Annotated in this window: 10 protein-coding genes; 4 read left to right on the top strand and 6 right to left on the bottom strand. The window is 52.4% G+C overall.

Translation table 11 applies throughout. The features are described from left to right. Window positions 1–190 precede the first annotated feature (190 nt). From surE to ACVB80_RS16135, 4 genes are all read right to left on the bottom strand, one after another. Complete coding sequence (gene surE, locus ACVB80_RS16150; protein ID WP_481082312.1) at window positions 191–1,084, bottom strand: 5'/3'-nucleotidase SurE; 894 nt, start codon at window positions 1,082–1,084, stop codon at window positions 191–193. Between the two features lie 17 nt (window positions 1,085–1,101). After that, a complete protein-coding gene (locus tag ACVB80_RS16145) occupies window positions 1,102–2,400 on the bottom strand; it encodes an OprD family outer membrane porin (protein WP_481082311.1) in 1,299 nt (432 codons plus the stop codon). A gap of 108 nt (window positions 2,401–2,508) precedes the next feature. Next, the gene (pgmB, locus tag ACVB80_RS16140) at window positions 2,509–3,153 is read right to left on the bottom strand and encodes a beta-phosphoglucomutase (protein WP_481082310.1); all 645 of its coding nucleotides are present in this window, start codon (window positions 3,151–3,153) and stop codon (window positions 2,509–2,511) included. Between the two features lie 42 nt (window positions 3,154–3,195). Further along, window positions 3,196–4,881, bottom strand: coding sequence for a glycoside hydrolase family 3 protein (locus ACVB80_RS16135; RefSeq protein WP_481082309.1), 1,686 nt, complete (start codon window positions 4,879–4,881; stop codon window positions 3,196–3,198). Between the two features lie 359 nt (window positions 4,882–5,240). Here ACVB80_RS16135 and ACVB80_RS16130 point away from each other — a divergent pair, with 359 nt between their 5' ends. The 3 genes from ACVB80_RS16130 to ACVB80_RS16120 all read left to right on the top strand — a co-directional run bounded on the left by ACVB80_RS16130 (window position 5,241) and on the right by ACVB80_RS16120 (window position 9,490). Then, window positions 5,241–6,575 (top strand): MFS transporter, encoded by a 1,335-nt coding sequence (locus tag ACVB80_RS16130; protein WP_481082308.1) that lies wholly within the window; start codon window positions 5,241–5,243, stop codon window positions 6,573–6,575. A 58-nt stretch (window positions 6,576–6,633) separates the two neighbouring features. Continuing rightward, window positions 6,634–9,099, top strand: a complete 2,466-nt coding sequence (locus tag ACVB80_RS16125) for a GH39 family glycosyl hydrolase (RefSeq protein ID WP_481082307.1) — start codon at window positions 6,634–6,636, stop codon at window positions 9,097–9,099. A gap of 190 nt (window positions 9,100–9,289) precedes the next feature. After that, complete coding sequence (locus ACVB80_RS16120) at window positions 9,290–9,490, top strand: hypothetical protein (RefSeq protein WP_481082306.1); 201 nt, start codon at window positions 9,290–9,292, stop codon at window positions 9,488–9,490. Window positions 9,491–9,537: 47 nt separating this feature from the next. Here the strand turns inward: ACVB80_RS16120 and ACVB80_RS16115 are convergent, their stop codons facing one another. Both ACVB80_RS16115 and ACVB80_RS16110 read right to left on the bottom strand, forming a co-directional pair. Further along, the gene (locus ACVB80_RS16115) at window positions 9,538–10,149 is read right to left on the bottom strand and encodes a sugar O-acetyltransferase (protein ID WP_481082305.1); all 612 of its coding nucleotides are present in this window, start codon (window positions 10,147–10,149) and stop codon (window positions 9,538–9,540) included. Between the two features lie 87 nt (window positions 10,150–10,236). Continuing rightward, entirely contained in the window at window positions 10,237–10,938 is a 702-nt protein-coding gene (locus ACVB80_RS16110) for a class I SAM-dependent methyltransferase (protein WP_481082304.1), read from the bottom strand. A 181-nt stretch (window positions 10,939–11,119) separates the two neighbouring features. Between ACVB80_RS16110 and ACVB80_RS16105 the strand changes: the two genes are divergently transcribed. Further along, window positions 11,120–12,727, top strand: a complete 1,608-nt coding sequence (locus tag ACVB80_RS16105) for a cation:proton antiporter domain-containing protein (protein WP_481082303.1) — start codon at window positions 11,120–11,122, stop codon at window positions 12,725–12,727. Window positions 12,728–12,729: the final 2 nt, after the last annotated feature.

Here is a 12,729-nt window from a genome sequence, read left to right as displayed (position 1 = left end):
GGCGATAAGCGCCGGTTTCTTGGTATCAGGAAAAGTCTTTTTCTCTCAGTGGCTTCCCTTGCACTGCGTCAGGGCGGCACAGTATTGCAGGGACGCATTAATACGTCCCCGCAGCTCCGACCTGCCATCCCTGGCAGGAAAGCCCTGAAAATGGCACTCCCCTGCCGTTTTCAGCCTGCTTAGGTTGCGTCTATTTCAGAATCCCTTTGTACTCCGCTTCCCACTGAGGCGCATTCCAGTGCGCCTGGAAAACGGTATAGGTGATGTATTTGCGCATCAGCTGCGTGGTGTCATTCACTACAGTGACGTCCGATGCCTGCTTAAACGGTTCGAAGTTCAGCTCCTGAACGGTTTTGCCCTCACCAGTCAGCTTAAAGAAGTAGTTGTAGTCCGGCTCAATTTCGTTAGCGACATACTCCACCCCCAGGATTTCTGCTTTCGGATACGGCGGGTAGTTGATGCTCAGGCCCGTTCCTTTTGGAAGTAAAGGCTTGCCGCTTGCACGCTGCTTGTCCAGCTTGGCAACCACATCGACGGTATGTTCTACCCCTGCAGGAATGTATTCAAATGAACTCGGGAAGCCGGTTTTGGCTTCTTCAAGACGGAAGCCCATCGAAACTGCAATCGCCGGAATGCCATGACGAACGGCACGCGCCGCCGCGGAAACCGTACCCGAGTTAAACTGGTTAACGCCAACGTTCGGACCATCGTTTACACCGGAGATCACCAGATCGGGCTTTTTGTCGGCCATCAGGGCCGTCAAACCAAACAGAACGGAGTCAACCGGCGTGCCGTCAAAGCAGTATTCCTGCTCGCCGATCTGTTCAAACTTCAGCTCCTTGCCAACTTTAAACGTCACCGCGGTACCCATACCACTCTGGTTATTAAGCGGACCGGATAGCCAGACGTCATAGCCCTGTTTTTTCAGCGCTTCAAACAACGCCTGGCTGCCTTCACTTTTGCATCCGTCATCACTGACCAAAAGAATTCGCATTGGCTCTGCAGGGGTTGCCATTGCTGAAGTTGATGTCAGGGCCGGTGCCAGAGTACAGGCCATCAGGGTAAACAGTGTTGAGTATTTCATAGCAGTATCCTTGTTCTTTAAAGCAGGTCGAATTTGTAGTCGATCATAAAGGTGCCACCGATGGTCGGCGCTTTCTTCCAGCTGCCGTTTTCAATCACCGGATTCATCGCACCGTCCATTGCATAGGAATAACCAGGGCCAACGCCGATCATCATGCTCAGGCCTTTGATATCCTGGAACTGGTACATCGCCAGCAGATCCAGCGCCCCTTCATCGATGTTCTGACCCTTGTACTCCATTCCAAAGCCGTAGCTCAGGCGGCCACCCAGTTTCAGTCCTGGCACACCGGCCTGCGTCATGTCGTACATCGCCTGTGCTGCCAGCATGTGCTCGCCGTGCTTGGTAAAATCGATACCGGTACCGTCTGCGCGGCTGTTGAAGTTGCCGTCGGTGTTTTTGCCCATGTCCCAGTAAAACATTCCGAGTCCGTGACTGCGTTCAGCATCCGTGTAGGCATAGCTGCCCCCAAGTACCCAGCCGGAGAACATGTAATCCAGGTTCAGGTTGTAGTGATAAGCGGTCTCATCGAATGGAATACCTTCCCAGTTATCCAGCCCCTGGTTCTGATAGACGTAGCCACTCAGCGCCAGCATCCCTTTTTCACCGGCTTTGGTGCGCCATTTGGCTTCCAGGCCATTACGGCGCAGGTAGTCCTGACTCTGGCCGCTGAACAGCAACACAGAGTTCTTCTTACCCCAGCTGTAGGTCAGATCACCCGTAATAATGTGGTCGATTTTCTCACCGCTCATGGTGGCAAAGCGTTCTTTCAAAGGGGTATCGCGGTCAGAGAAACGGTCGGTGTAGGCGCCGCGAAGCCTCAGGCCTTTATAACCGATTTCGCCACTTACACTCTGGTAACTGCTGGCAACCGCACGGCTGCGCGAAACTGTAATTGAGCCCAGTTTGTGTAACTGACGCCAGCCCACATAGCCACGGACATACGTTTCGTCGTCGCCCACCTTGGCTTTGGCGTAGATCTGGCTGATTTTGTTAAAGCCTTCCGCATCACCGTTGTTATCCCTTAACAGGTTACGGCCCTGGAAGTGGTCATTCGCTCCCAGTTTGATGGCTCCGGCATAACTCGCATCAAAACCGATGACATCTGCATAGTGGCCGGACTGGTAATCAATCGCCACGCCCTGAGCCCAGGCAAACTGATCTTTGTCATCGTTGGTATCCTGGTCCAGATACATGGCGATATTTCGGGTAGAAAGACTCAGTTTACTGTCTTCAAATAAACCTTCTGCTAATACAGCCTGAGAGGAAACCAAACCGGACAAGCAAATTAATTGTATGGTACGAGATAAGTATTTCATAACTTTCCTTTGTGTTTTATTTAACTCCCAAAACGATATTATTATTTTTATCACCGCATTCCATGGGGGTTATTTTTGATTATCTGTAGGGTATTTTTGTGCTGGGCGCTAATTAGTGATCCCGGTCAGATATTGCTGCAGATCAGCTACTACACGGTCCGCATGCTCCAACTGAGCATTGTCGCCGATCCCGACGACTGCCATACCTGCAGCCAGTGCTGCGTCAACGCCTGCGGCTGCGTCTTCAAAGACCAGACACTCGCCAGGCTCGGCCTGCAAACGCGCAGCGGCCTCCAGAAACACTTCCGGATCCGGTTTGGCTTTAGTTACACAGGTGCCATCCACTATGGCATCAAAATAACCATGAATACCGGTTGCCCTGAGTATTTTTACTGCATTCTTGCTCGCAGAACCCAGTGCAATTTTCCTTTGCTCCTGCTTCAGCAACTGAATGACATTTAACGCACCTGGCAATATATCTTCCGGGGACAGTGTTTCGATATATCCCAGATAAATATCATTCTTTCGTTCCAGCCAATATTTTCTGTCTGTTTCTGAATCTGACTTATTATTAAGCTCAAGAATTATTTCCAGTGAACGATCCCGGCTGACGCCTTTAAGCTTTTCGTTATCCTGCTCAGAAAACTCAAGCCCCAGTTCATCTGCGATTTTTTTCCAAGCCAGATAATGAAAACGGGCGGTATCAACAAGTACGCCATCCAGGTCAAAAATGACGGCATTTGGTAACTGCATAATGACTCCTTGCAGCGGGCACTGCCCGCTGCAGTTAACTGATTACAGACGGGTATCCCACTGACCAACAAACGCATCGACCGGGCTGAGACCGGTAAAACCAGAGCGTCCGGTCAGCTTGTTGACCACAGCCTCGATGGTCGGCTGGTTGGCGGTATAGGCATTGATGTAGGTTGGTACTCTTGGTACGTCCATCAGATGATACGGGCTGCCAAATGAGACAAACACGGTCGGAATTTCCTGACTGAACCATGGCGCATCAATCCCCATTGGACGGGCCCAGTTGATGCGCAGGGTTGTCTTGTTACTCGCGGTTTTAAACCTGGCGGCGTAAATCACCACATCGTAATCAGCAATAAACTCTTCCACCGGCAGCATCATGTCACGCATAGTGAACTTTGAGGTGTCGTACACGCTGACACTGAACCCATTCGCTTCCAGCTGGTTTTTAAACGCATCTGTGGTGCCGGACTCAAAACCAAACATATCCGGCTCATCACCCAGACCAATCAGCAGTACGCGGCTGTGCTGCTCAAGGTTCAGCGGCAGGGTCTGATTAAGATCTTTCACCAGGGTAATCGACTTATCAGCACACTCTGCAGCCATCTGTTTGTGCTGTTCACAACCAATCACTGATGCATCCAGCTCTGCCAGCAGGTCACGCTTATGCAGACCCAGCGCCGCTTTGGTTGCCAGCGTACGGGTAATGGCTTCATCCACACGTGCCATTGGCAGCAGGCCGCTTTCGATGCCTTTGCGCATGTAACCAAAGTCTTCTTTAAGATCTTTGTTAAACAGGAACAGGTCACAACCTGCTGCGATGGTCATCGGCACTGCCAGCTCACGCTTCATCGCGACGGTAAAGCCCACCATGCTGGTGGCATCTGAAACGATCATGCCGTTGAAGCCAAGCTCATCGCGCAGCAGATCATTAAGCAGTTCCGGTGCAAGCGAGGCTGGCATGATTTCCTGATCGCTTAGCTGCGGATTCAGTTTTTTGGAGTACTCAGGCATTGCAATGTGCCCGGCCATCACGGTCAATGCGCCTGCTTCAATAGACTGGCGGTAAACCTTGCCAAAGGTGTTGTCCCACTCATCCGGCTGCATGGTATTAACGGAAAGCACCAGGTGCTGGTCGCGATAATCCACGCCATCTCCCGGGAAGTGTTTGATAGACGTCGCCATACCACGCGCCTGAACTGCTTCTACATACGCTTTACCCATCGCGCCAACCAGTTCCGGATCGCTGCCGTAGGTGCGGGTATTGGTGATCGGGTTATGCGGGTTGTAGTCCAGGTCGATAACCGGTGCGAATGCCCAGTTACAGCCTGCTGCGCGGCCCTCTTCGGCAACAACCTGGCCCAGGTTTGACGCCATCTGCACATCAGCGGTCGCCCCTACCTGCATCTGGCTGCCAAATTCGGTGCCCTCGATAACGGAACCATTACCGCCGCTTTCAAGATTAGCTGCGATCAGCATCGGTACTTTACTGTGCTGCTGAAGGTAACGGTGAACGCTCTGTACTTCTTTCGCTTCGCCCGGACGGAACATGATGCCGGCCGGTTTGTACTCTTCCAGCAGAGCCGCAAGGTCCGCTTCTTCTGAACTAAGACCGATAGGACAGAACAGGTGACCAATTTTCTCATTCAGCGTCATGTCAGCCAGGGTCTGCTCTACCCATTCAATGTCCTTTTCAGTCAGATAAAAAGGGTTAGCACGTAAATCCATAGTTTTTGCTCCTCTTTCGGTTTGCATTCAGTCTATGGGCCGCGCCGGTATCAAACTTCGCAGGGTTTTAACCAGTTGTATGGGCGATCTTTGTGCTCGGGTAAAAAGTGTGATCTGTGCAGGTCAAACTCCTGCGGGTATTTTTCCTCCTTCCAACTCTTCCTCATGAAGCTAACATTTCAAAAAACCTCTAACATACAAACACTTAACAGCAAAACCTGACAGAGAGCCGTATTATTGACCGGATTCACACTTTACATGCGACCACAAAGATCACCCATAAGCCTCATCAAACAGGTGCCTTATGTGATCCGGTGAAAAATCCAACAATGGGGGAAACTACTAAATGGACAACTGTTATGGAAACAATCAATCTGAAAGAGAAACTCGGCTACGGTTTTGGCGATTTGGCCAGTACCCTGGTTTTTGCCACCGTGACCACGTTTTTGATGTACTTCTACACCGACGTGTACGGACTTTCTGCCGCTGCAGTCGGTACCCTGTTCTTTGTCGCAAGGATGATTGATGCGGTCAGCGACCCTTTGATGGGGGCCATCGCTGACCGGACAGAAACCCGCTGGGGTAAGTTCCGTCCTTATATTCTGTTTGGTGCGCTGCCGCTGGGTATTCTGGCTGTCGCGACATTCACCACTCCGGACCTGGCACCCGGCGCTAAACTCGCCTGGGCTTATGTCACCTATATTTTGCTGATGGTCTGCTACACAGTGGTCAACATCCCCTACTCGTCCCTGCCGACGATCATGAGCCCTGACCCTAAAGTACGCACCCAGCTGGCCAGCTTCCGTATGTTTTGCGGTTTCTTTGCCATGCTGATCATCTCCGGCGCCACGCTTCCTCTGGTCAACTATCTTGGTGACGGCAATCAGCAGCAGGGCTTTCAGCTGGCGATGACGCTGTTCGCAACCCTGGCTGTCATCCTGTTCCTGGCGACGTTCTTTCTGACCAAAGAGCGGGTTAAACCGGTCGGTAAACCGGCATCACTGAAACAGGATCTCAGCGTTGTTATCCGCAACCGCGCCTGGTGGGTGCTGCTTTCTGTCGGTGTACTCTGCTTCAGCTTTACCATGCTGCCGTTTGGCGTTGGTATGTACTATTTCCGTTACAACGTAGGCAGTACTGACCTTGCTACCGGCTTCTTTATCTCAGGCAACATCGGCATGCTGGTTGGCGTAGTGATCACCGCACTCCTGGCCAAACGCGCGTGTAAGAAACAAATGATGATTTACGCTCAGCTTGCCGCTGCACTGCTTATCTCCTGTCTCTACTGGATGCCTGCAACGGAAGTGGTCTGGATTTGTGGCGTGTTCTTCCTGGTAATGGTTGCCCAGGGCATAAGCGTACCAATCATGTGGTCTATGGTGGCTGATGCGGCAGACTACTGCGAATGGAAACAGGGCAAACGCGTGATCGGCCTGACCACCAGCTCAGTCACGTTCTCGCATAAATTTGGCATGGGGATCAGTGGTGTGGTATCCGGCGCGGTATTGTCTGTATTTGGTTACCAGGCCGGTGAAGTGCAAAACCCTGAAACCCTGCACGGCATCCTGATCATGATGAGCCTGCTGCCTGCGGTTGGTTTCCTGGCCAATGCAGCGGTACTGACCCTGTACCCTATCGACAAACAGGTTGGCGAGCAGATGCAACAGGAGCTGGCTGTGATCCGGGCAGAATAAATCACCCGGCTTCGGCCGGGTTAATCACTTATAATGAACCGGACTACAGGAGAGTTAAATGCAGTATCGTCACGAGCTTGTCCGTCCTGAAGAGGGGCTGAACACAAAAATATACGTCCACTCGGTTCTGGATGTGACCGCCCACTGGCACCATGAAATGGAACTGTTAATGGTGCTCAAGGGCAGCGTCGAAATCCGGCGTGAGAACCAACATTTTGTGATGAGCCGTGACGATGTTCTGCTGATAAACCGCAATGAACTGCACTCAATAAAAGCAACCGCAGAAGAGAACGCCCTGCTTGCGATCCAGTTTACCCCGGATATGCTCAGCCACTTTTACCCTGAACTGGGCGATGCCATATTTGACTGCAACAGCACCAGACAAACCGATCAGAGTGGTTTTGACCGGTTGCGAACCCATCTGGCCAGGATCATCTGGTCATTCAGTAAGAAAAAGCCGTGGTTTAAATTTACCGTTGAACAGGAGCTGATGGCCCTGTTTGAAACCCTGCTGACCTGCTTCCCTTTTCGCCTTGCAGAAGAGAGCCGCCACCAGTTAAGGGAACGGGAGCTTGAACGCCTGACCCGGATCGTCACTTATGTCGAGCAGAACTTTGGCGAGCGAATCCAGCTTCAGGATCTGGCGGCGCAGGAGTGTGTCACGGTTCATCACCTTTCGCGCTTTTTCAAGGAACGCATGGGGATTGCCTTTCAGGAGTACCTGTTTGATTACCGCCTGTATCAGGCCGCCAACCGCATCGCGGCCAGCAAGGATAAGATTTCAGATATCGCGTACGAGTGCGGCTTTAATGATCCCAAGCTCTTCTATAAAAAGTTCAAAGCCAAATATCAGCTGACCCCGGCGGAGCTCCGAAAACAACGGGGCGCGGCTGAAAACGGCACTCAACCGGCGAGCTATATGACGGTCAGTGAAAAAGATCTCTATAAGCCACTGTTTAAATATCTGCAGCCGGTCAAAGCGCCCAGCCCGCGCCCGGTTGGTGACAACCGGGGAATCAGTATTTCGGCGGCAGAGAGCAATGACACCGTCAAACCTGTCTGGTCAGAAATCATGACTTTTGGCTGTGCCTATGAAGCACTCAAGCCCGGCGTTCAGGCTCAGATGCGCCAGGTTCAATCGGAGATAGGCTTTAAGTACGCCCGCTTTCAGGGGATCTTTGTCGAGCAGATGCAGATCGTCGCCGCGCCGGGCCAGTACAACTGGAGCTATGTCGATGAGCTGTTTGATTTTCTGCTCTCCGTCGGCCTGAAGCCTTTTGTATGCCTGGGCTATACGCCAGACCTGTTTGCCAGTGGTGATAAAACCGTCGCACGCTGGAAAGGCAACATAACCCCACCAAAAGAAATGTGCTGGTGGCAGGATCTGCTGACTCAGTTTTTCTGCCACATTATCGCCCGTTATGGAGAGGAGCAGGTCGCCAGCTGGTATTTTGAAGCATGGAATGAACCGGACCTTAAAGGCATTTTCTGGGCAGAGGACCAGAAAGCTTACCACCAGCACTACCTGGCAACCGTCCGGGCTGTTCGCGCGGTCAGCCCCTGTATAAAACTGGGCGGCCCGTCGGTCAGTCACATGGCCTTCAGCCAGACCGGCTGGCTGGATAACTTTGTCCACTTCTGTGAACAGGAAGGGCTGGAGCCGGACTTCTTCTCCTGCCATATCTATCCGGAAGAGTATGGTTCATTTGATTCGCTGGAGAACAGTGACCAGGTTTCACGCCGGGCACTTGGTCCGTCCGGGTGCCATGAAATGACAGAGATGGCCCGCCGTAAGCTCGCACCGCTGAACATCCCTGAGCTGCACATTACTGAATGGAATATCTCAGCGGTATGGGGAAATAAACTGCTCGATACCGCCTATCCGGGCAGCTTTATCGTGCATAACGCCATCAGCCTGTATGACAAGGTGGACTCTCTCGCTGTCTGGACATTCAGCGATCTGTTTGATGAACGCGGCCCTGCAACAGAAACTTTCCACGGTGGGTTTGGCCTTCTGACCCGCGAGGGCATTCCCAAGCCCGGTTATCATGCCCTCTCACTGCTCAACCGGCTCGGCGATGAGTTGCTTGCCCGAAGTGATGATTACCTGGTCACCCGCAAGCAGCACAGTATCCGTCTGCTGATGGTCAACTACGTCCACTTTGATGATCTGTATGCCAGCGGGGATGTCTCAGCACTTGAGATAATCGACCCTTACAGTGCCTTCAATCCTCATCCTGAAAAGCACTTTTCCTTCAGCTTCGGGCTGCCACCGGGACGCTACCGGCTCACCCGCTACCAGCTGAACCGGGAACAAGGCAGTGCTTATGACCACTGGCAGGCAATGGGGGCACCAGCGCCGCTCACTGAAGAAGACATTGCTGAGCTAAAGCGTAAGGCATGGCCTGAGCGCACAATCACCGTCCTGGAGCATCCCGGAGGTGAACTTCCCCTTACCGCCCGCCTGCCCGGCCATGGCGTGGAGCTGGTGACCATTTGCCCCCTGAGCCAGGAGCAAACATAATGCATAAATACTCACCAAATATGCAATAAATGTTTACAAACCGGCTGTATATTGCTTAACTGTTCACCGCGGGAAAGCAAAACACTCCCCGCTGCGGGCAGAATGTATGCCTGAAGCTGCCGGTCAATACTGAACTGGCGGCCAGAGGGCACGCCCGGTGCGAAAGACAGATGATCACGGAGGATCAGTTATGGAACACCGGATAAAAGTCATTGTGGACGGACACACTTACACAGGTCACTACACTGTAACCAGTAAAAACATACAGGTAACCAGTGCCAACAATACCGGCAGCGGCTGGCGATATGTCACCCCGGCGCTTAACCTGCTGGAAGCAGAAAACATTCTCAGAAAAATGGCGGGCGAAGGACGGGCTCACCGGAAAAAATAGACCTTCAGATACAAAACGCCCCGCAGCATACTGCGGGGCGTTGTTATTTATGCAGGCAGAACACACTCAAACCGCCGGTCTTTGAAATAAAACTCTTTGTCGTGTTCGCCAATGGGTCTCAGCACCCGGCACGGATTACCCACCGCCACCACATTGGCCGGAATATCTTTGGTCACCACACTACCCGCGCCAATCACAGTGTTTTCACCGATTGTGATCCCGGGTAACACCACAGAGTTAGCCCCAATCCAGACGTTCTCGCCTATAGTTACCGGAATATTGAACTGCGCTATTTTTCTGCGCAGCTCCGGCTCTATCGGGTGACCGGCCGTTGCAATGGTCACGTTCGGACCGATCATCACATGACTGCCGATATAGATATGGGTGTCATCAACGAGAGTCAGGTTGAAATTGGCGTACACGCAGTCACCGAGATGGGTATGGCGACCCCAGTTCGCGTGCAGTGGTGGCTCGATATAGCAATCCTTTCCCACTTCCGCCATCAACTCGCCCAGCAGTTGCTGGCGCTTGTCCATTTCTGAGGGCCGGGTCTGGTTAAAATCGTAAAGCTTGTCGAGACATTTCAGCTGCTCGCGGGCAAGGGATTCGTCATCGCAGAAATAGACTTGCTGACTGTGGATTTTATCAAAGGCGTTCATCGGCATTCTCGTAAATAACTGGTTGTTATAAAGGAAGAATGCCAGCGTATCATTTTGAACTGGCCCGATACGTGCCCGGGCGCAAATTCAGTACTTCTGAGCGCGGATAAAGATAAAGTTTGGATTGGTCTTAAGGCGCAGCCAGGTCTCTTCACACAGCGCTTTGGCTTCATCGCTCACCTTTCCTTCAGAAAGGCCGCTAACCACCAGGCCAGATGCTGTGATCGCTTCCATGAACTCCGTCAGTGAACGGCGGTAAAAGCTGACTGAGACCGGCTCACCAATAGTGTTCCACTCTTCATGGATCAGTTCGCGGTCAAAGTAGTTACCGCTCACAGAGACTTCAAAATCCACAAACGGATGGTGAGTAGAAAACACCAGGTAACCGCCCGGTTTCAGTACGCGCTGAATTTCTGCAAATACAGGCTTCAGATCTTCGATGTAGTGCAGTACCAGCGGACACACCACTACGTCAAAACTGTTGTCTTTTTCACGTGGCAGACCTTCTGCCAGGCTTTGCGCATACGCCGTTACCTTGTCACCGAGTTTGCCACGCACCAGGGCGATCATTTCTTCAGACAGGTCAATACAGGTGATGGCCTTTACACCACTTTCAATAAAGTGCTCTGCATAAATACCGCTGCCACAGCCCAGGTCGAGCAGTTCACAACCTTTCACATCATCCATCAGGGCAAGAAGTGAAGGACGCTCCAGATAAGCGTTGTAGATATTGCTGCGGGCCGCCGCATCGTAACGCTCCGCGTGGGTGGTATACATTTCCGATTTCATGCTCTGACCTCTGCTGTTCAAAAAAAGGGCGGGAATCCTACCCCAACCTGATGATGAGAAATGTCAGCATAATGTCATAAGTAACCGTTTGCACCACAAAATTACTCATTCCAGACTGCGGCTGTAACTGCCAATTATTCCTATACTTAAATCGGGCAGGCTGCGTGGCGGTGAACTGAACGTGGATTTACAGTTACTCTCCATTCATTACAAAGATCCCATCTGGATCGCGATAGCTTTTCTTTGTGGTTTCGCCTCAAAAATGGCGGGACTGCCCCCACTCGTGGGTTATTTGGTGGCCGGATTTATCCTTAATCTGCTCGGTGCTGAGGGTGGTTTACTGCTTGGAGCAATGGCCGACCTTGGTATCACCCTGCTGCTGTTTACCATCGGCCTTAATCTCCGGCGCGGGGTGCTGGCGCGGCCGGAAGTCTGGGGTGTAGCCTCTCTTCACATGCTGATGATCACCGGGATTGCAGCTGGTCTGGTGATGCTGTTGACCGTGTTCGACCTGGAGCTGACCAACAACCTGACCCTGCAAAGCGCATTGCTAATTGGTTTTGCTCTCTCCTTCTCCAGTACCGTGTTTGCCGCCAAAGCCATTGATGAGCTTGGTTCCTCCGGCGCGAGGTACGGTCAGGTCGCCATCGGCGTGCTGGTTATTCAGGATATTGCCGCCGTAGCCTTCATCGCCGCTTCCGTTGAGCAGGTTCCCTCGGCCTGGGCAATGGCACTGCTTGTGCTGATGCTTCCTATGCGTAAGCTCCTGTACCGGGTTCTCGATAAGGTCGGACACGGTGAGTTGCTGGTGCTGTTTGGGGTCACTATTGCACTGCTTGGCGCTGATGTTTTTGAACTGCTCGGCATAAAATCAGATGTAGGAGCGCTGTTTTTTGGCCTTGTGCTGGCCGGACACGCCAAAGCCCGTGAGATTTCTGACTCCCTGATGGGGTTCAAGGACTTCTTCCTGCTCGGCTTCTTCTTAAGCGTTGGAATGGCAACCACACCCGGCCTGCTGGAGTTTGGTATCGGCCTGCTTCTGCTGTTGTTCCTGCCGTTTAAAACCACCCTTTACTACGGGCTGTTTAACCTGTTCTGCCTGAGAGCCAGTACCTCATGGCGGGCATCGCTCAACCTCGCTAACTACAGTGAGTTTGGTCTTATTATCGCCGCTATCGCCAGCTCAGTTGGATGGTTAACCGAACAGTGGCTGGTGATCCTGGCCTTTGCCGTATCGCTCTCATTTGTGCTCGCCGCGCCGCTGCTGGCTTTAAGTGATGACCTGTACCAGGTCCTGCGCCTGGAACTTAGGTCGTTTCAGCGCAAGCGCCGCCTGGCGGGGGATGAAAACCTGGAGCTGGAGCATATCAGCGTAGTAGTGTTTGGTATGGGCAGAATGGGCACCGCAGCTTACGATGCGATTGGGCCAAAACTCGAAGGCGAACTGCTTGGCGTGGATCTGGACCTGGAAAAAGTGCAAAAACACACCGAAGCCGGGCGCAACGTGCTGGCCGGTGATGCGATCAACCCGGATTTCTGGGACCGGGCACCTAAACTCATGTATGGCCTGGACTGGGTACTGCTCACCCTGCCTACTCACAAGGCCAACCTGATGGCCGCCGAACACCTCAGAACTCAGGGTTATACAGGCAATATTGCTTCTACCGCCAAATACCCGGATGAAGAGCAGGAGCTCAAAGCGATCGGGGTGGATTACACCTTTAACATCTATTCAGAGGCCGGTGTGGGTTTTGCCAATGAACTGAAAGGCTTCTTCCACAACGGGTGACA

Source organism: Vibrio sp. 9-16B-A1, from assembly GCF_056726165.1.
Note: the sequence above shows the minus strand (reverse complement) of the source record. Positions and strands in the feature narration are given on the sequence as shown.

Bases quoted from the DNA above. Each gene is read 5' to 3' on its own strand.
- ACVB80_RS16130 (WP_481082308.1), top strand. From the start codon at position 5,241: ATGGAAACAATCAATCTGAAAGAGAAACTCGGCTACGGTTTTGGCGAT.
- pgmB (WP_481082310.1), bottom strand. From the start codon at position 3,153: ATGCAGTTACCAAATGCCGTCATTTTTGACCTGGATGGCGTACTTGTT.
- ACVB80_RS16120 (WP_481082306.1), top strand. From the start codon at position 9,290: ATGGAACACCGGATAAAAGTCATTGTGGACGGACACACTTACACAGGT.
- ACVB80_RS16115 (WP_481082305.1), bottom strand. From the start codon at position 10,149: ATGAACGCCTTTGATAAAATCCACAGTCAGCAAGTCTATTTCTGCGAT.
- surE (WP_481082312.1), bottom strand. From the start codon at position 1,084: ATGAAATACTCAACACTGTTTACCCTGATGGCCTGTACTCTGGCACCG.
- ACVB80_RS16110 (WP_481082304.1), bottom strand. From the start codon at position 10,938: ATGAAATCGGAAATGTATACCACCCACGCGGAGCGTTACGATGCGGCG.
- ACVB80_RS16135 (WP_481082309.1), bottom strand. From the start codon at position 4,881: ATGGATTTACGTGCTAACCCTTTTTATCTGACTGAAAAGGACATTGAA.
- ACVB80_RS16125 (WP_481082307.1), top strand. From the start codon at position 6,634: ATGCAGTATCGTCACGAGCTTGTCCGTCCTGAAGAGGGGCTGAACACA.
- ACVB80_RS16145 (WP_481082311.1), bottom strand. From the start codon at position 2,400: ATGAAATACTTATCTCGTACCATACAATTAATTTGCTTGTCCGGTTTG.